An 18,421-nucleotide genomic window follows, 5' to 3' on the forward strand; every position below is an offset into this window, starting at 1 on the left:
CGTTGTCGCCCGGGTCTTCGTCTCTGATCGCATCACGATGCCACCTTCTCGGGGTTGACGTCTGCCCGGGCCCGCCGCAGCTGCACCCGGTCGCGCAGGATCGGCGACGCCGCAACCGTGACGGCGATGAGGACGATCGCCTTGAACAGCGGGGTCGTCTCGGAGGGCAGCTGGAAGATGATGACGGCCCGCTCGATGGTGCTGAGGATCAGTGCACCGACGACGACACCGCCGAGGTAGAAGCGGCCGCCGGAGAGCTTGGTGCCGCCGAGGACGACGACCATGATCGCGTCGAGCTCGCGCATGAGGCCGATGTTGTTCGCGTCGGCCGCCATCGTCGGGGCGCCGTAGACGATGCCCGCGAGCCCGGCGAGGAAACCGGCGATCACGTAGACGATCCACGTCGTGCTCCGCGCCTTGACGCCGGAGAGGCGGGAGGCCTCCCCGTTGATGCCGATCGACTCGAGGAACATGCCGAGCGCGGTCCGCCGGACCACCAGGCTGAGCAGCACGAACACCGCGAGCGCGATGACCACCGGGGTCGGGATCCCGAGCACGAAGCCCGAGCCGATCGACTTGAAGGGCGGACTGGTCACCGTGGTGATCTGGCCCTGGGTGATGAGCATCGCGATGCCGCGCCCGGCCACCATGAGGATGAGCGTCGCGATGAAGGGTTGGATCCCCAGGACGGTGACGAGGAAGCCGTTGAAGACGCCGACCAGGGTGGCGACGAGCAGGCCGAGGCCGACGGCGGTGACCGCCGTGGCGACGCCGGGGTCCGCTGCGCCGTCGATGTACTCGAGGGAGACGGCGAGCGAGATCGCCATGACCGCGCCCACCGAGAGGTCGATGCCGCCGGTGGCGATGACGAGGCACATGCCCAGGGCGAGCAGGAGCGGCGTCGCGCTGTTGCGCGCGATGTCGACGAGCTGGCCGAACAGGTGCCCGTCCCGGACGGTGATCTCGAGGAAGCCGGGGCTGCGCAGCCCGCAGGCGAGGACGAGGAGGACGAGGGCCACGACGGGCCAGAACATCCCGTGGCTGGAGACGTCCCGGAGCAGGGAGCGCCCGGTCCGTCGGTCGGTGGACGCGGTCATGACTCCTGCGCTCCGCTCGTGGCGATGGTCTCGAGGATGGCCCCGGGGGTGACGTCGTCGTCGTTGGTGACCTCCGCGATGACCTGGCGGTCACGGAGCACGAGGATCCGCTCGCTCAGGCGCACCACCTCCTCGAGCTCGGAGGAGATGAAGACGACGGACATGCCGTCCCGGGAGAGGTCGGCGACGAGCTTCTGGATCTCGGCCTTGGCCCCGATGTCGATGCCGCGGGTGGGCTCGTCGAGGACGAGCAGCCGCGGGGAGGTGGCGAGCCAGCGCGCGAGGAGCACCTTCTGCTGGTTGCCGCCGGAGAGGTTCTTGATGAGGGCGTTCGGGTTGGGCGGGTTGATGTCGAGCGCCGCGATGTACTTGGCGACGATCGCGTCGAGCTCCTTGCGCGGGATGGGCCGCCAGGTGCCCCGGCCGGCCTGGATCGCCAGGGCGATGTTCTCCCGGACGGTGAGGTCGCCGACGATGCCCTCCTTCTTCCGGTCCTCGGTAGAGAAGGCGATGTCGTGGCCGAGGGCCACCCGTGGGGAGCTGAGCCGCACGGGCTTGCCGTCGACCTCGACGCTGCCGTGGTCGGCCCGGTCGACGCCGGCGAGCAGCCGGCCCGCCTCCGTGCGACCAGACCCCAGCAGCCCCGCCATGCCGACGATCTCCCCGGCGTGCAGCTCGAGGTCGAAGGGTTCGATCGAGCCGTCCTTGCCCAGGCCGACGACCCTCATGAGCGGCGTGCCGCCGCTGAGGTCGCGGGCGGCGACCTCCCGGGCCTCCTGCTCGATGTCCTCGAAGGCGTCACTCGCCCGGCCGATCATCTTGGAGATGAGCTCGAGGCGCGGGAGGTCGGCGGTGCGGTGCTCCCCGACGAGCCGGCCGTTGCGCAGCACGGTCATCCGGTCTGAGATCTCGTAGACCTGCTCGAGGAAGTGCGAGACGAACAGGACCGCGACGCCGTTGTCCCGCAGCTGGCGGATCACCCGGAAGAGCTCGGCGACCTCGGCCTTGTCCAGGCTGGAGGTGGGCTCGTCGAGGATGAGGACCTTGGCATCGACGACGATCGCGCGGGCGATGGCGCACAGCTGCTGGACGGCGATGGTGTGGGACGCGAGCGGCGAGCGCGGGTCGATGGAGAGGTTGAGCTCACCGAGGTGGCGGGCCGCCTCCCGGTGGGTGGCGCGCCAGTTGATGAAGGGGCCGGTGCGCACCTCGTGCCCGAGCATGACGTTCTCACCGACGGTGAGGTTCGCGCAGAGGTTGACCTCCTGGTAGACGGTGCTGATCCCCGCCGCCTTGGCCGCGCCGGGGTCGCTGAAGCGCTGCTCGTGGCCGGCGACGACGACCCGGCCGGCGTCGATGCCGTAGACGCCGGTCAGCGCCTTGATGAGGGTGGACTTCCCGGCGCCGTTCTCCCCCATGAGGGCGTGGACCTCACCGGGGAACAGCCGGAAGTCGACGGCGTCGAGCGCCTTGACGCCGGGGAACGTGATGGTGATCCCGGTCATCTCGACGACCGGGGTGGGTGCAGCGGACATCGCCGACCTTCCGTGTGGGGGGTGAGTGACTGACGCCGGCCCGCCACCGTGGCGGGCCGGCGGTCGGCGCCGGGAGGCTCCCGGCGCCGGCCTGCGTCAGTACGGCCGCTCGTCCACGAACTCCTGCGTGATGGTCTGGTCGAAGGCGCTCTCCTCGACGAAGGTCTGCTCGGGGACCTCCTCGCCGGCGGCCACCTGGTTGATGAGCTCGGCGAGCTGGTCGCCGAACACCGGGTTGCACTCGACGACGAAGTTGAACTTGCCGTCGACGAGGGCCTGGAGCCCGTCCTTGACGGCGTCGACGGTGACGATGGTGATGTCCTCACCGGGCGTCATGCCGGCGGCCTCGATGGCCTCGATGGCGCCGAGCCCCATGTCGTCGTTGTGGGAGAAGATGAGGTCCATGTCGGGGTAGGCCTGCAGCGCCGCCTCGACGGCCGTGCGGCCCTCGGCGCGGGTGAAGTTGCCGCTGGCCTCGCCGATGATCTGGTCACCGACGATCTCGCGGAAGCCCTCCTGGCGGTCGACCTGCGCGCCGGAGCCCATCGTTCCCTGGAGCTCGAAGATCTGGGCGTCAGGGTTGTTCTCGGCCACCCACTCCCCCGCGGTGACCCCCTCGGCCCGGAAGTCCGAGCCGATCCACGTGACGAAGGGGTCCTCGACCGTCGTCTCGACGGTGCGGTCGACGAGGACGACGGGGATGCCGGCGTCCTTGATCTCCTGGAGGACCTGGTCCCAGCCGGTCTCGATGACCGGCGAGAACGCGATGACGTCCATGTCCTGCGAGACGAAGTCCCGCAGGGCCCGGATCTGGTTCTCCTGCTTCTGCTGGGCGTCGACGAAGGTGAGGTCGATCCCGTTCTCCTCACTCAGGCTGGCCTGGACCGACTCGGTGTTGGCGGTACGCCACCCGCTCTCGGCGCCGAGCTGCGAGAAGCCGACGCGGATGAGCTCGTCACCGCCGCCTCCTGCCCCGGTGGCGTCGTCACCGCCGTCACCGTTCCCTCCGCCACAGCCGGCGAGAGCCAGCATTCCTGCTGCTGCCAGTGCCGCCGTCGCCCGCAGGCGCGCGCTGCTCCTACTGAACATGTCTCCTCCTCGAGAGCATCGACTTCGATGCCTGTCGCACCTAGTGTGCGTGTCAGTGTGTTAGCGCTCTCATTGTGGGCGCTAACATTTGCCCGGTCAAGGGGTTTGCGAAGGTTCTCGGTCGAGGCAGACCGCCCGGGCGGAACCCCCACCCGGACACGAGCAGTCGCCGACGACGCCGTCTCACCTGCAGGGATAACGATGAACTCACCACTGACGCCACGACGACCCCCCGTGATGGCGGATGTCGCCGCACGCGCCGGGGTGTCCCACCAGACCGTCTCGCGAGTGCTCAACACGCCCGCCCTCGTCCGTCCGGCGACGCGCGAGCGCGTGCGCAGCGCGATCGCCGACCTCGGCTACCGGCGCAACCTCTCCGCGCGGGCACTGGCGACGAACCGCAGCCAGCTCATCGGCGTCGTGACCCCGGGGGTGACGCTCTTCGGACCGAGCCACGCGACGACGGCGATCCAGCACGCCGCCCGTGCGGCCGGGTACGCGAGCGTGACCGCCGCGATCGAGGACGCGACGGCGAACCCGCACGACGTCCTCGAGTTCTTCCTCGACCTGCGCGTCGACGGGATCGTCGTCGTGGCGCCCACCGTCAGGACGGCCGAGGCGGCGCACGAGCTGGCCGTCTCGCTCCCCGTCGTCATCATCTCCGCCGACCAGCCGGCCTCAGGCCCCCTCCACCTGGTGAGCATCGACCACCGGCAGGGAGCACGCGACGCCACCGCCCACCTCATCGGCCTCGGTCACCGCCACATCGCCCACGTCGCCGGCCCCTCGGACTGGTTCGAGGCACGTGCACGCGTCGAGGGGTGGCGGGCCGAGCTCCTCGACGCCGGTCTGCCCACCCCCGAGGTCGTCGAGGGCGGCTGGGACGCGGGTCAGGGCTACGCGGCCGGGCAGCGGCTCCTCGGGCAACGAGAGGTGCCGACGGCGGTCTTCGCCGCCAACGACCAGCTCGCCCTGGGTCTGCTTCGAGCCTTCGCCGACGCGGGCCGCTGCGTCCCCGACGACATCGCCGTCGTCGGCTACGACGACGTCCCGGGCTCGGCCTTCTACGGACCACCCCTGACGACGGTGCGCCAGCCCTTCGACGACGTCGGTCGCCAGGCGATCGACACGCTCGTGGCGGTCCTCGCGGGCGACACCCCTGCCCCGGCGTCGAGCCGGCCGGAGCTGGTGGTCCGCGCTTCCTCGGGGCGGCACGTCACGCGCTGAGCGCCGCTCCACACGAGAGGGGCCGGCCCCGCCCGGGCCGGCCCCTCTCTGCTGCGGTCGCGCTACAGGCCCTGGGCCAGGCGGTAGTACGCGAGGTTGAGGCGCAGCTCGTCGCGGAACGCCCGCGCCGAGGTGTCCTCGTCGATGACGGCGAGCTCCATGCCGGCAATGGTCGCGAGGTCGTCGAAGACCTCGATGCCCAGCGCCGTCGACATCACGGTGTGGTGGGCTCCCCCGGCCGTGAGCCAGCACTCCGCGGAGGTCGCGAAGTCCGGGCGCGGCTCCCACACGGCGCAGGCGACGGGGAGGTTGGGCAGCTCCTCGTCCGGCTCGACGACGTCGACGACGTTCGCGGTGAGGCGGAAGCGCTCGCGCAGGTCGGCGAGGGAGACGAGGACGGCCGGGCCGGGGTCCGCGGTGAACTTGAGGCGGACCGGGTCCTCACGCTCCCCGATGCCGAGCGGGTGGATCTCCAGGGAGGGCCGGTCCTCGGTGAGGCTCGGGCAGATCTCGAGCATGTGCGCGCCGAGGATCTTCTCCCGGCCCGGGGTCAGCTCGTAGGTGTAGTCCTCCATGAGGGAGGCGCCGCCGGGCAGGCCGTAGCCCATGACCTTGGCCGCGCGCACGAGGACCGCCGTCTTCCAGTCGCCCTCGGCGCCGAAGCCGTAGCCGTCGGCCATGAGCCGCTGGACGGCGAGGCCGGGCAGCTGGCGCAGCCCACCGAGGTCCTGGAAGTTCGTCGTGAAGGCGGTGAAGCCGCCCTCCTCGAGGAAGGCGCGCAGGGCGAGCTCCTGGCGGGCGCCGTAGCGCAGCGACTCGCGGCGCTCGCCGTCCGGCCCGAGCTCGGGCACGACGTCATACAGCTCGTCGTACTCGGCGACGAGCGCGTCGATCGCGGACTCCTCCACGGCCTCGACCTGCTCGACGAGGTCGTTGACCCCCCAGGTGTTGATCGAGACGCCGAGGGCGATCTCCGCCTCGGTCTTGTCCCCCTCGGTGACGGCGACGTCGCGCATGTTGTCCCCGAAGCGGGCCACGCGCATGTGCTGCAGCGCGTCCCAGCCCGCGGCAGCGCGGGCCCAGGTGGCGATCTTGTCGCGCAGCGGCTCGTGGCTCGCGTGCCCGACGACGGTCTTGCGTGCCACGCCCATCCGGGTGGCGAGGTAGGCGAACTCCCGGTCGCCGTGCGCCGCCTGGTTGAGGTTCATGAAGTCCATGTCGATCGTGGACCACGGCAGCGCGAGGTTGGCCTGGGTGTGGAGGTGGAGGATCGGCTTGTCCAGCGCGTCCAGGCCGAGGATCCACATCTTCGCCGGGGAGAAGGTGTGCATCCACACGACGACGCCGAGGCAGCGCGGGTCGGCGTTGGCGGCGCGGGCGGTGTCGCGGATCGTGTCGCGGTCCTTCATCGTGCCCTTGAGCACGATGCGGACGGGGATCTGCTCGGCCTCATTGAGCGTCGCGACGATCTGCGCCGACTGCTCGGCCACCTGGGCCAGGGTGTCCTCGCCGTAGAGGTCCTGGCTCCCGGTGAGGAACCAGATCTCCTTGCCCTCAAAGGGGTTGTCCATGTTCAGCTCTCCTGCTCGTCGTCGTCGGCGTGCTGGCCGTAGACGTTCTGGTAACGGTCGTAGAGGCGGTCGATGTCGGCCTGGTCCATCGGGATCGGGGTGCCGAGCTGGCGGGCCAGGAAGGTCGTCCGGGCCACCTCCTCGACCATGACGGCGGCCTTGACGGCGGCGCGGGCGTCCTTGCCGATGGTGAAGGGGCCGTGGTTCTGCATGAGCACGGCCGGCGAGCGCGAGCCTCGCAGCGTCTCGACGATGCCGCGGCCGATGGAGTCGTCACCGATGAGCGCGAAGGGGCCGATGGGCACCGGGCCGCCGAACTCGTCGGCCATCATCGTCAGCGTGCACGGCACCGGCTCGCCCACCGCCGCCCAGGCGGTGGCGTAGGGCGAGTGGGTGTGGACGACGCCGCCCACCTCGGGCATGTGCCGGTAGACGTAGGCGTGCGCGGCGGTGTCGGACGAGGGCTGCAGGTGGGCCGCGGTGCCGTCGTCGATCTTCGTGCCGTCCAGCTCGCACACGACCATGACGTCCGGGGCGAGCTGGTCGTAGGAGACACCCGAGGGCTTGATGACGAACAGGTCGGTGCCGGGCACGCGCTGGGAGACGTTGCCGGCGGTCCACACGACCAGCCCGTTGCGCGGGAGCTCGGCGTGGAGAGCCGCGACGAGGCCGCGCGTGTTGGCCACGGCCTCCTGCTGCTCGGCGGTGAGATCGGTCAGCGCTCTCATCGCGCGTCCTCCCTCGTGCCGGTGACGGAGGTGGTTGTCCTGGGAGTCATTCGTGTCCTCACGTTTCGTCGTCATCGACCCATCGCCGGTGATGTTACCGCTCACATCGACTTTTGCCGAGTATGCGCACGGGACTCGCGCCGAACACGTAGGCCGGCGCCTGGCGTCCAGACGGCACAATGTGCCGAGGACCCGATAGGAGAAACCCCAGTGGACAACGTCGTGCCAGGGAAGGCCAGACGACTGCCGGTGATGGCGGACGTCGCCGCGCGTGCGGGCGTCTCCCACCAGACCGTCTCGCGAGTGCTCAACTCCCCCGATCTCGTGCGGCCGGCCACCCGCCTGCGGGTGGAGGAGGCGATCGCGGCGCTCGGCTACCGCCGCAACATGTCGGCGCGCGCGCTGGCCACCAGCCGCTCCCACCTCATCGGCGTCGTCACCCCGGCAGTGACCCTCTTCGGGCCCAGCCACACGAGCCTCGCGATTCAGGAGGCCGCCCGCGCCTTCGGCTACGCGACGATCAGCGCGGCCACCGAGACGGCGCGCACCAGCCCCACCGACGTGCTCGACTTCTTCCTCACCCTCGGCGTGGACGGCATCATCGTCGTCGCGCCGACGATGCAGACCGCCGTCGAGGCGCAGCGGCTCGCCGGGACGCTGCCGGTCGTCGCCATCGCCACCGACCTGCCCGAGCCCGGCCCGCTCCACGTCGTGGCCATCGACAACGAGCAGGGCGCGCGGGACGCGACGGCGCACCTCATCGGCCTCGGCCACGAGCGCATCGCCCACATCGCCGGCCCCTTCGAGTGGTTCGACGCGCGGGCCCGCGTGGTGGGCTGGCAGGCCGAGCTCGCCGACGCGGGGCTGCCCGTCCCCGAGCCGGTGAGCGGCGGCTGGGAGGGCGCCGACGGCTACGCGGGTGCCCAGCAGCTCCTCGCCCAGCGCGAGCTGCCGACCGCCGTCTTCGCCGCCAACGACTACATGGCCCTCGGGGCGATGCGGGCCTTCCACCAGGCGGGGCTGCGGATCCCCGAGGACATCGCCGTCGTCGGCTACGACGACGTCGCCGGCTGCGAGTTCTACGAACCGCCGCTCACCACGGTCCGCCAGCCCTTCGAGGCGCTTGGCCGGCACGCCATCGACACCCTGTTCGCGGCCCTCGAGGGGCGCAGCGGGGACCCGGAGCCGAACCGGCCCGAGCTCGTGGTCCGCGAGTCCTGCGGCGCGCGGCGGGGAGAGCCCGTCGGCTGACCGGGTGTCGGCCGAAAGGTGGACGCGGCGGCCGGGGGCGCCCGGCAGGCTGGGCCCGTGGCGAGGGAGAAGGCAGGGGACGGCAGCGCGCTGCGGCCGGTGCGCGGGTGGCAGGCGCTGTGGCGGGGGGTGTTCGGCACGGAGCACGCCGGGGCGCGGTGGGACGTCGAGGTCGACTACCTCGACTGGGACGAGAAGGTCCACCTCTACCGCGACGGCGTGCAGGAGCGGGTGCAGCGCGGCACCTCGTCGTTCATGCTCGACGACGGCGCACGCCTGGAGGTCGCGTGGAGCCTCCTCGGCCTACGCCGCGCCCACCTCGTGCGGCCCGACGGCACCGAGACACAGCTGGTCCCGGGGCCGGGCACCGCGGAGCGGTGGCGCGCGGACCTCGACCGCGACCGTCCCACGCTGAGCAGGCGCCTGGCCGCGGCCTCGTGGATGGTCCTCGCCCTCGCCCTGCTCCTCCAGGTGCCCCAGCTCCTCGAGCTGGGCGCGCGAGTCACGGGCTGGTACGAGTTCACCGCACCGGTCACGCTGCCGGCCTCGCTCAACACGCCGCTGTCCGTCGCCGCCCTGCTCGCGGGCCTGGAGCGGGCGCTGCGGCTGCGCTACCACTGGCTCCTGGACTGAGCCCTCCTACGATCGTGGCACGACCACTACCGAGGGAGACCGCATGTCCGTCGTCAAGATCAACGCCATCTCCGTGCCCGAGGGCTCCGGCCCCGAGCTCGAGGCGCGGTTCTCCGCCCGCAAGCACGCCGTCGACTCCGCCCCCGGCTTCGAGGGCTTCCAGCTGCTGCGCCCGGTGGCCGGGGAGGAGCGCTACTTCGTCGTGACGACGTGGGCGAGCCAGGCCGACTTCGAGGCCTGGCGCGACTCCCAGGAGTTCCAGCACGGTCACGGGGGCGGCCGTCCGGTGGCGAGCGGCGCCGAGCTCCTCGAGTTCGAGGTCGTCGACCTGACCTGACGACGACGGCGGGCCACCCCGCCCGCCATCTCACCCGCCGACGTGACGGCCGTTGACAGCGGCACGGCCGCGGCTTACCTTATCGAGAGTCGTTATTAACGACTCTCGATAAGGAGCCGATGATGAACGCTGTGACACCGCCCGTGGACGAGCGGCCGGCCATGTCCCGCGGGGACCGCTTCGCGCTGGGCGCGACGGCTGCCCTGGCCGGCCTGGTGGCTCTGGGCGCCGCCGTCGGCGGCGTGCTGTCCGTGGTCCAGGCCCTGCGTGACGACCCGCTGACGATCCACGGCTTCGAGCTCGTCAACGCCCGTCCGCCGGAGGTCACCGAGCCCGTCGAGCAGGTGACCGCCGCCTGGTACGACTCGGCCACGCTCAGCGTCGCCGGCCTGCCGGACTCCGCGCGGTGGCTCTTCGCCGGGCAGTCGGCGGTGACGGCGCTGGCTGTCGTCGGCGTCAGCCTCACGCTGCTCTGGCTCGCCCTGCGGGTGCTGCGCACCCGTCCCTTCGGGCGCTCGGTGACCGCCGCGCTCGTCGCGAGCGCCGTCCTCATCATCGTCGGCGGTACCGCCGCCCAGCTGCTCGAGGCCGCCGGGAGGGCGGCGGTCGTCGAGCACCTCGGCCCCGCGGTCACCGGCGGCACCGACCCGTCCGCCGAGAGCCTCCTCGCCTTCGGCCTGTCGGTCGACCTCGCACCGGTCGGCGTGGGGCTGGCCCTGGCCGTGGTCGCCCTCGCCTTCCAGATCGGCGCACGGCTGCAGCGGGACACCGAGGGCCTGGTCTGATGGCGCGCGCGAGAACCGCGGAGGAGGACGCCCCCACCGGCGTCCACTGCCGCCTCGACGAGCTGCTCGCCGAGCGCGGCATGACCCTCACCCGCCTGAGCGAGCTCGTGGGGATGAGCATCGTCAACCTCTCGGTGCTCAAGAACGACCGCGCCCGCGCGATCCGCTTCTCCACCCTCATCGCGATCTGCCAGGCGCTGGACTGCGAGATCGGGGAGCTGCTCGTCCGCGCGGACCGCTGAGCCCCCGGGTGCAGAACGGCTGCAACGATGCTTGCTAACCGGGTCGCGTGGGCGTAAGTTCCGCGAGACAACTAACCGACACGGGAGTCGGCGCGGGCGCACAGGCGGGCTCCCCCTACAGCGGAACGTTCGGGCCGACGGCCCGGTCGTCGTTACTCATGGCGTGCCGACGACGCACGCGCCACAGGAGGACTCACATGTCACTGCGCACCCGAAAGGCCATGGCGCTCCTCGCCACCTCCGCCCTCATGCTCGGGGCTGCCGCGTGCAGCGCCGAGCGCACGCCGGAGCCCACCGAGGAGGGCGACGACACGGCGGCCACGGAAGGCGGCAGCGAGGGTGGCGGCCTCGTCGGCATCGCGATGCCGACGCGCTCGCTCGAGCGCTGGAACAACGACGGCGCGAACCTCGAGGCCGCGCTGCAGGAGATGGGGTACGAGACGTCCCTGCAGTACGCGGACAACGAGGTCGACCAGCAGATCAACCAGATCCAGACGATGCTCAACCAGGAGCCCGAGGTCCTGGTCATCGCCGCGATCGACGGCACCGCCCTCACCCCGGTCCTCGAGGCCGCGGAGAGCCAGGGCGTGGACGTCATCGCCTACGACCGGCTCATCAACGGCTCTGAGGCCGTGGACTACTACGCGACCTTCGACAACTACGGCGTCGGCCAGATGCAGGGCGACTTCATCGTCGAGGAGCTGGGCCTGGCCGATGGCGAGGAGGGCCCGTTCACCCTCGAGCCCTTCGCCGGCTCCCCGGACGACAACAACGCGCGCTTCTTCTTCGCCGGCGCCTGGGACGTGCTCCTGCCCTACGTCGAGGGCGGCCAGCTCGTCGTGCCCTCGGGCAAGGCTCCTGCCAGCGCCGAGGACTGGACGACGATCGGCATCCAGGGCTGGGAGTCCGACACCGCGCAGTCGGAGATGGAGAACCGGCTCAACTCCTTCTACGCGGGCGACGAGAAGGTCGACGTCGTGCTCTCCCCCAACGACTCCCTCGCGCTGGGCATCGAGCAGGCCCTGGACGCGGCCGGCTACACCCCCGGTGAGGACTGGCCGGTCATCACCGGTCAGGACGCGGACCTGGCCAACGTCAACAACATGCTCGCGGGCATGCAGTCGATGACGGTCTGGAAGGACACCCGCACCCTGGGCGCGCAGGTGGCCACGATGGTCGACCAGATCGTCAAGGGCGAGGAGGTCGAGGTCAACGACACCGAGACCTACGACAACGGGGTCAAGGTCGTCCCGTCCTACCTCCTGCCTCCCGAGGTCGTCACTCCCGAGACCGTCGAGGACAAGCTCGTCGGGTCCGAGTTCTACGACGCGAGCGAGCTCGATCTCTGACGGGCCTGCTGGACCGTCCCACCCGACCGCTCCCCCGCGCCCCAGGCCTCCACCGGCCTGGGGCGCGGACCGCGGGGCGCACGTCCTGACCGGCCCCGCGTCTGCGAAGGAACCACGCCATGTCAGCTGAGCACACGATCCTTCAGATGAAGGACATCACCAAGACCTTCCCGGGCGTCAAGGCGCTGGAGGACGTCAACCTCACCGTCCGTCGCGGGGAGGTCCACGCGATCTGCGGGGAGAACGGGGCCGGCAAGTCGACCCTGATGAACGTCCTGTCCGGGGTCTACCCGCACGGCTCCTACGACGGCGAGATCGTCTTCGACGGGCAGCTCTGCGACTTCCGCTCGATCCGCGACAGCGAGGCCCGCGGGATCGTCATCATCCACCAGGAGCTGGCCCTGAGCCCGTACCTGTCGGTCGCGGAGAACATCTTCCTCGGCAACGAGCAGGCCAGGGGCGGGGTCATCGACTGGAACGCCACGAACAGCGAGGCGGCCAAGCTCATCGCCCGCGTCGGCCTGCGGGCCGACCCCGACGACAAGATCATCGACCTCGGTGTGGGCCGCCAGCAGCTCGTCGAAATCGCCAAGGCGCTGTCCAAGCGCGTCAAGCTGCTCATCCTGGACGAGCCGACGGCCGCGCTCAACGAGGAGGACAGCGAGCACCTGCTCGACCTCATGCGCCAGCTGCGCGACCAGGGCATCTCGATGATCATCATCTCCCACAAGCTCAACGAGATCGCCGCCATCGCCGACTCCACGACGGTTTTGCGCGACGGCCGCACGATCACGACGGTGGACATGCACGGCCCCTCGCCCGTGTCCGAGGGCGAGATCATCCGCCACATGGTGGGGCGCGACCTCGCCCACCGCTTCCCCGACCGCGTCCCCACCATCGGGGACGAGGTGCTGCGCGTCGAGGACTGGACGGTCCACCACCCCAACGACCCGAGCCGCAAGGTCGTCGACGGCGCGAACCTCACCGTGCGGCGCGGGGAGATCGTCGGGCTCGCCGGCCTCATGGGCGCCGGTCGCACCGAGCTGAGCATGTCGGTGTTCGGGCACTCCTACGGCGTCAACATCTCCGGGCGGCTCTTCAAGGACGGCAGGGAGATCACCGCCCACAGCGTGGGGCAGGCCATCGCGCACGGCCTGGCGTACGCGACGGAGGACCGCAAGAGCCTAGGCCTGAACCTCATCCAGGACATCAAGACCAACGTCACCTCCGCCGGGCTGGGCAAGCTGTCCACGAACGGGGTCGTCGACCGGCACAGCGAGGCGAACGTCGCCGAGTCCTACCGCAAGGACCTGCGCATCAAGACCCCGTCGGTCGACGCGATCGTCGGCCAGCTTTCGGGGGGAAACCAGCAGAAAGTCGTCCTGTCGAAGTGGATCTACACCGACCCCGACGTCCTCATCCTCGACGAGCCGACCCGCGGGATCGACGTCGGCGCGAAGTTCGAGATCTACCAGATCATCAACGCCCTGGCCGACGCCGGCAAGGGCGTCCTCGTCATCTCCTCCGAGCTGCCCGAGCTACTCGGCATCTGCGACCGGATCTACGCGATGAGCGCCGGCCGCATCACCGGGGAGCTGGCCCGGGGCGAGGCCGACCAGGAGTCCCTCATGCACTACATGACCATGGACAAGGAGGGCGTCTCGCGATGAGCACGCTGACGCAGTACATGAGCCGCAACGTCCGCCAGTACGGCATCTGGCTCGCCCTCGTCGCGATCGTCCTCCTCTTCCAGGTGCTCACCGGCGGGCTGCTCCTGCGGCCGAACAACGTCGCGAGCCTCATCCAGCAGAACGCCTACGTGATGATCCTGGCCATCGGCATGGTCATGGTCATCGTCGCCCGCCACATCGACCTCTCGGTCGGCTCGGTGGTCGCGTTCGTCGGTGGTGTCACGGCGATCATGATGAACAGCTGGGACGTGCACTGGCTCCTGGCCGTGCTCGCCGCGCTCCTCCTCGGTGCCGTCATCGGGGCGTGGCAGGGCTTCTGGGTGGCCTACGTCGGGATCCCCGCGTTCATCGTCACCCTCGGCGGCATGCTCATCTTCCGTGGACTGGCGATCGTCCTCGTCGGCACCACGGTGGCGGGTCTGCCCCGCCCGTTCAACGCGATCTCCAACGGCTCGGTGCCCAACGCGCTGGGCTACGTCGCCAACCTCGACGTCGTCACGCTCCTCATCGGCGCGGTCGCGATCGCCGGCGTCCTGCTCACCCAGGTCCGCAACCGGCTCGCGGCCCGCAAGCACGACCTCGTGTCCGAGCCCCGGGCCGCCTTCATCGGCAAGCTCGCGCTCTTCGCCGTCGCCATCGGCTACGGCACCTGGGTGCTGTCCCGCAGCGCCGGCGGCACCCCGATCGTCCTCATCATCGTCGGCGTGCTCATCGTCGGCTACACCTTCCTCATGAACCGCACGGTCTTCGGCCGGCACGTCTACGCCGTCGGCGGCAACCTCCACGCCGCCCGCCTCACCGGCATCGACACCAAGCGCGTGGACTTCATGGTTTTCGTCAACATGGGCGTCCTCGCCGCCCTCGCCGGCGTCGTCACCGCCTCGCGCGCGGGCGCCGGCGTCGCCTCCGCCGGAGAGATGTTCGAGCTCGACGCGATCGCCGCGGCCTTCATCGGCGGCACCGCCGTCTCCGGCGGCATCGGCAAGGTCTCCGGCGCCATCATCGGAGCGCTCATCATGGGCGTGCTCAACATGGGCCTGTCGATCATGGCCGTCGACCCCGCCTGGCAGCAGACCATCAAGGGTCTGGTCCTCCTCCTGGCGGTCGCCTTCGACCTCCTGAGCAAGCGGCGCACGGGTCGCTGACCCGTCCGCAAAGTGAACGCCCCACGTCCTCGGACGTGGGGCGTTCGTCGTTCGTGGGCCACAGCGCCCCCAGCCCGCCCTCCCCGGCGCTCCCCGCCCCTCCCCGTCCCCTTCCCGCCGATGCTTCTATGTCGTGTCAAGCGGCGGTGGGTAGGGTGGGTTGTTCAGGAGTCGGTAGAGGTGGCGGGCGATGTAGCGCTTGAGGGTTCTGCGGATCTCGGCGGTGGTGCGGCCTTCGGCTCGTTTGCGGTCGACGTAGGCGCGGGTGCGTGGGTCGTGGATCATGCGGTTGACGGCGATGGTGTGCAGGGCGCGGTTCAGGCGCCGGTCTCCGGTGCGGTTGAGTCGGTGACGGACGGTGTTGCCCGAGGACGCGGGTAGTGGGCTGGCTCCGGCGATCGCGGCGAAGGCGGCTTCGGAGTGGATGCGTCCGGGGTGGGACCAGGTGGTCAGGACGATGGCGGCGTTGACCGGGCCCAGGCCGGGCTGGGCGAGCAGGACCGGGCCGTGGGGGTGGGCTTTGAGCAGGGTCGTGAGCTCGGTGGTGTTGGCCTTGAGGTCGCGGTCGGCAGCGGTGATGGCGCGGGCCAGGCGGGGGGCTTCTCGGCGGGCGGTGGTCAGGGCCAGGTCTGGGCCGGTGCCCGGTCGCCAGGCGGCGATCTTCGTGACCTGGGCGGAGGTCAGGGGCCGGCGGGCGTCGATGCCCAGGTCGTGGGTGCGCAGCAGCGCGGTCAGCGCGTTGAGGGTGGCGGTGCGCTGAGTGGTGATCTGCTCACGGGCGGCGAGCAGGATGCGCAGCGCCGCGCGTGTTCCATCGCCCTGGCGGGGTTCACGCAGCCGGTCGACGGGCAGGGGCAGGGTGGTGCGGGCGATGAGCTCGGCGTCCAGCTCATCGCTCTTGCCCCGCCCCCGGCGCGCCGCCGCGGGCACGGGCGGGGCTTCGACCGTGCGGTAGCCGGCCTGCTGGGCGGCGTCGGTGACTTGGGCGCCGTAGGAGCCGGTGCCCTCCACGACCACCAGCACCGCGTCCAGGTCACCGCCGGTGCGGCGCGCGACCCAGGACAACGCCCGCCTGGTGCCCGCCGCGGTGGCGGGGAATGTCGCGGTGGCCTCCAGCGCACCGGCCGGGGCGCTGAGCAACGCGTAGGTGTGGGTGGCGGCGTGAGTGTCCACGCCGATGACATAGGTGTAGGTGTTTGCGACGATGGCCATGGCGGGCCGATCTCCTTCCAGGTGAGGCATCCGCTGCTGGTCGGTGCCGGTCCCGGGGTGAGATCACTACGAGGCAACTCTGTGATGGACCACGGCCCCTCTTCACCGGAGGGGTCGGGCATGCTTCTATCAGGCCATCGTGGTGGGCCGGGGCCGGTGCCGACCCCCCAACGCGAGCGGACATATCGGCGTAACGGCACCCGCAGGGCCAAAGCGCTGAAGAGTCACACCCGCGCCAAGGACTCAGAACCTAGCCCCGGCAGCCAGCCCCAGGCCAGCCACCACCAAGACTCACAGAGCGCTGAGTTGTTCCTCGGGGCGGCGGACGGTGAGCGCCTCAGCCGGCGAGGAGGGCGGGGACGGCCTGGACGCCGGTGACGACGGCGACGGCGAGGAGGAGCAGCGCGAAGAGCAGGCTCAGCGTGCGGGGCCTGGCTCGCGCGGAGAAGCGCCCGGCGAGGAGGCCGCCGAGCATCGAGGTGACGGTAAAGGCCGCGACGACGGGCCAGTCGACGGCGAGGTCCTGTCCCACGCGGCCCACGAGGCCGAGGACGGCGTTGACGACGATGACGAGCAGCGAGGTCCCCACCGCCAGGCGCATGTCGACCCGCATGACGAGGAGCAGCGCCGGGACGACGATGAAGCCGCCACCCACGCCGAAGAAGCCGGTGAGCAGGCCGACGCACGAGGCGACGAGGACCGTGAGCAGCCCCGTGACGACCAGGCTCGACGACGGCGGCGCCGGGGCGTCGTCGTCGCCGCGCCGACGGTCGGCGAGGGAGCGGCGGAGCATGACGGCGGAGACGACGAGGAGCAGCGCGGCGAGCAGCACCATGAGGAGGTCGGCGTCGACGAGCGCCGCGAGCCGCGCTCCCCCGACGGCGCCCACGGCGCCGAGCAGGCCGAAGACGAGCCCGCGGCGCCACTGGACGTTGCCGCGCCGCGCGTGCGGCACGAGGGACACCACGGACGTCGCCCCGACGATGACGAGCGAGGCCGTCGCCGCGGCGTGCGGGTCCTCGCCCAGGACGTAGACGAGGATCGGGAGGCTGAGGATGCCGCCGCCCGCGCCGAGGGTGCCGACGACGACGCCGACGAGCACTCCGACGCCCGCGGCGATCGCGGCGCTCATCGCCGCACGCTCGGGTGGGTGGCCGCGGGTCGCACGCTCAGTCCTTCTTCTTGGCTGCCGCCTTCATCGCGCGCTTGGTCTCGCGGACCTGGAGGAGGGTGTCCTCGTCGACGACGTCGGCGATCGACCGGCGTGCGTCCTCCTCGCCGTAGTTCCCCGCCGCCTCTCGCCAGCCCGGCGCCTCGAGGCCGCACTGCTTGCCGAGGAGGGCGAGGAATATCTTCGCCTTCTGCTCCCCGTAGCCGGGCAGCTTCTTGAGGCGGCGCAGGATCTCGGCGCCGTCGGGGTCGCCGTCGGTCCACAGGCGCGAGACGTCACCGTCGTAGTCCTCGACGACGGCGGCGCTCAGCGCGACGATCCGCTTCGCCATCGAGCCGGGGTAGCGGTGGACGGCCGGGGTCTGGCGCATGACGTCGGTGAGCTCGTCGGGGTCCATGGCCGCGAGGCGGGCGGCGTCGAAGCCACCGAGGCGCTCGTGGAGCTTGTGGGGGCCGGCGAAGGCGGTCTCCATCGGCACCTGCTGGTCGAGGAGCATGCCGATGAGGAGGGCCAGCGGGTCGGTGGACAGTAGCTGGTCGGCGGCGGCGTCACCGGTGAAGTGCAGGTCGTGGTCCATGGTCCGATCCTCTCACCGGCGCGTGCGATGCGATCGAAGAATCTTCTCCACAGTCCTTCCGGTTCGAACATATGTTCGATATCATGGTGGTACGAGGAGGTGCCGCCGATGGACCGCGACGACAAGGAGCCTGAGACCGCGGCCGGCAGTGCGCCCACCGACCCGGCCGAGGACGCGTCGCCCGGCCTCGTCGTCCCCTACCTCGAGAGCCTCGAGCTCGACGTCCCGGGTGAGGACGAGCGGATCCGTATCGACGTCTCCCGCCCCACCGGCCCCGAGCAGGCACCGCCTCTGGAGTGGGTGCAGTTCCGCCTGCCGACCTACCACGAGGGCGAGCCGCCCGGATGGCCCGGCAGTGTGCTGGCCGAGCTCATCCCCCAGCCCGGCGCGCTGGGTGACTTCCTCGAGCACCTTCCTCCGGGTCTACGCCTGGCCCGGGTGCTGGAAGAGCTCGACCCCGCCGACGTGGATGACTTCTCCCTCGTGGAGGTCGTCGCCGCGCACAAGCGCATGGAAGCGTGGTCGGCGGCCCAGGCCGCCCGCGCCGCCGCTGTCCTCGCCGAGCGTGACTCGGTGAACCCCACCTGGCCCGGGGACATCCCCGGCCGCACCCGCGGGGAGTGCGTCGTGGGCCAGGAGCTGTCCATGCGGCTACGGATCACCAAGCAGGCCGCGGTCAAGATGGCCACCTGCGGCCGCGCGTTCGGTGGCATGTTCGAACCCACCGGTGAGCTCCTCGACCAAGGCCTCATCGACTGGCCCCGCGCCCAAGCCATCGTCA

The 18,421-nt window shown here is 71.0% G+C and carries 17 protein-coding genes and 1 pseudogene; 10 read left to right on the forward strand and 8 right to left on the reverse strand.

Annotated elements, in window-relative coordinates:
• Positions 1-32: 32 nt before the first annotated feature.
• The 3 genes from ACWPXV_RS14400 to ACWPXV_RS14410 all read right to left on the reverse strand — a co-directional run bounded on the left by ACWPXV_RS14400 (position 33) and on the right by ACWPXV_RS14410 (position 3,721).
• Positions 33-1,097: an ABC transporter permease gene (locus ACWPXV_RS14400; protein ID WP_454085856.1), complete on the reverse strand. Its 1,065-nt coding sequence runs from the start codon at positions 1,095-1,097 to the stop codon at positions 33-35.
• On the reverse strand, positions 1,094-2,632 hold the full coding sequence (locus ACWPXV_RS14405) for a sugar ABC transporter ATP-binding protein (protein WP_454085857.1): 1,539 nt from the start codon (positions 2,630-2,632) through the stop codon (positions 1,094-1,096). The genes ACWPXV_RS14400 and ACWPXV_RS14405 overlap by 4 nt, the downstream gene beginning before the upstream one ends.
• 96 nt (positions 2,633-2,728) lie before the next feature.
• Positions 2,729-3,721 carry an ABC transporter substrate-binding protein gene (locus ACWPXV_RS14410; RefSeq protein WP_454085858.1) on the reverse strand — a complete coding sequence of 331 codons (993 nt, stop codon included), beginning with the start codon at positions 3,719-3,721 and terminating at the stop codon, positions 2,729-2,731.
• A 237-nt stretch (positions 3,722-3,958) separates the two neighbouring features.
• Between ACWPXV_RS14410 and ACWPXV_RS14415 the strand changes: the two genes are divergently transcribed.
• Entirely contained in the window at positions 3,959-4,948 is a 990-nt protein-coding gene (locus tag ACWPXV_RS14415) for a LacI family DNA-binding transcriptional regulator (RefSeq protein WP_454085859.1), read from the forward strand.
• A gap of 62 nt (positions 4,949-5,010) precedes the next feature.
• Here ACWPXV_RS14415 and araA read toward each other — a convergent pair whose 3' ends face one another.
• Together araA and ACWPXV_RS14425 are read right to left on the reverse strand one after the other, a co-directional pair.
• A complete protein-coding gene (gene araA / locus ACWPXV_RS14420) occupies positions 5,011-6,519 on the reverse strand; it encodes an L-arabinose isomerase (RefSeq protein ID WP_454085860.1) in 1,509 nt (502 codons plus the stop codon).
• Positions 6,520-6,521: 2 nt separating this feature from the next.
• Positions 6,522-7,247: an L-ribulose-5-phosphate 4-epimerase gene (locus ACWPXV_RS14425; protein WP_454085861.1), complete on the reverse strand. Its 726-nt coding sequence runs from the start codon at positions 7,245-7,247 to the stop codon at positions 6,522-6,524.
• Between the two features lie 210 nt (positions 7,248-7,457).
• On the opposite strand from ACWPXV_RS14425, the gene ACWPXV_RS14430 reads away from it, so the two are divergent.
• From ACWPXV_RS14430 to mmsB, 8 genes are all read left to right on the forward strand, one after another.
• Positions 7,458-8,498, forward strand: a complete 1,041-nt coding sequence (locus ACWPXV_RS14430; protein ID WP_454085862.1) for a LacI family DNA-binding transcriptional regulator — start codon at positions 7,458-7,460, stop codon at positions 8,496-8,498.
• Positions 8,499-8,555: 57 nt separating this feature from the next.
• Entirely contained in the window at positions 8,556-9,131 is a 576-nt protein-coding gene (locus ACWPXV_RS14435; protein WP_454085863.1) for a hypothetical protein, read from the forward strand.
• Between the two features lie 43 nt (positions 9,132-9,174).
• Positions 9,175-9,468: an antibiotic biosynthesis monooxygenase family protein gene (locus ACWPXV_RS14440; RefSeq protein ID WP_454085864.1), complete on the forward strand. Its 294-nt coding sequence runs from the start codon at positions 9,175-9,177 to the stop codon at positions 9,466-9,468.
• A 122-nt stretch (positions 9,469-9,590) separates the two neighbouring features.
• Entirely contained in the window at positions 9,591-10,253 is a 663-nt protein-coding gene (locus ACWPXV_RS14445; protein WP_454085865.1) for a hypothetical protein, read from the forward strand.
• A complete protein-coding gene (locus ACWPXV_RS14450; protein WP_454085866.1) occupies positions 10,253-10,495 on the forward strand; it encodes a helix-turn-helix domain-containing protein in 243 nt (80 codons plus the stop codon). The genes ACWPXV_RS14445 and ACWPXV_RS14450 overlap by 1 nt, the downstream gene beginning before the upstream one ends.
• Positions 10,496-10,692: 197 nt before the next feature.
• Positions 10,693-11,844, forward strand: a complete 1,152-nt coding sequence (chvE, locus tag ACWPXV_RS14455) for a multiple monosaccharide ABC transporter substrate-binding protein (protein ID WP_454085867.1) — start codon at positions 10,693-10,695, stop codon at positions 11,842-11,844.
• A gap of 119 nt (positions 11,845-11,963) precedes the next feature.
• The gene (gene mmsA, locus ACWPXV_RS14460; protein WP_454085868.1) at positions 11,964-13,514 is read left to right on the forward strand and encodes a multiple monosaccharide ABC transporter ATP-binding protein; all 1,551 of its coding nucleotides are present in this window, start codon (positions 11,964-11,966) and stop codon (positions 13,512-13,514) included.
• Positions 13,511-14,680, forward strand: a complete 1,170-nt coding sequence (gene mmsB / locus ACWPXV_RS14465) for a multiple monosaccharide ABC transporter permease (RefSeq protein WP_454085869.1) — start codon at positions 13,511-13,513, stop codon at positions 14,678-14,680. The genes mmsA and mmsB overlap by 4 nt, the downstream gene beginning before the upstream one ends.
• 126 nt (positions 14,681-14,806) lie before the next feature.
• Here mmsB and ACWPXV_RS14470 read toward each other — a convergent pair whose 3' ends face one another.
• From ACWPXV_RS14470 to ACWPXV_RS14480, 3 genes are all read right to left on the reverse strand, one after another.
• Entirely contained in the window at positions 14,807-15,892 is a 1,086-nt protein-coding gene (locus tag ACWPXV_RS14470; protein WP_454085870.1) for an IS110 family transposase, read from the reverse strand.
• Positions 15,893-16,229: 337 nt separating this feature from the next.
• Positions 16,230-17,024, reverse strand: a complete 795-nt coding sequence (locus ACWPXV_RS14475; RefSeq protein ID WP_454085871.1) for a sulfite exporter TauE/SafE family protein — start codon at positions 17,022-17,024, stop codon at positions 16,230-16,232.
• Between the two features lie 37 nt (positions 17,025-17,061).
• On the reverse strand, positions 17,062-17,640 hold the full coding sequence (locus ACWPXV_RS14480; RefSeq protein WP_454085872.1) for an HhH-GPD-type base excision DNA repair protein: 579 nt from the start codon (positions 17,638-17,640) through the stop codon (positions 17,062-17,064).
• A gap of 108 nt (positions 17,641-17,748) precedes the next feature.
• Between ACWPXV_RS14480 and ACWPXV_RS14485 the strand changes: the two are divergent.
• Positions 17,749-18,421 (forward strand): annotated as a pseudogene (locus ACWPXV_RS14485) (hypothetical protein); the annotation flags it as partial.

The sequence above is a fragment of the Georgenia sp. Marseille-Q6866 genome, assembly GCF_965111665.1.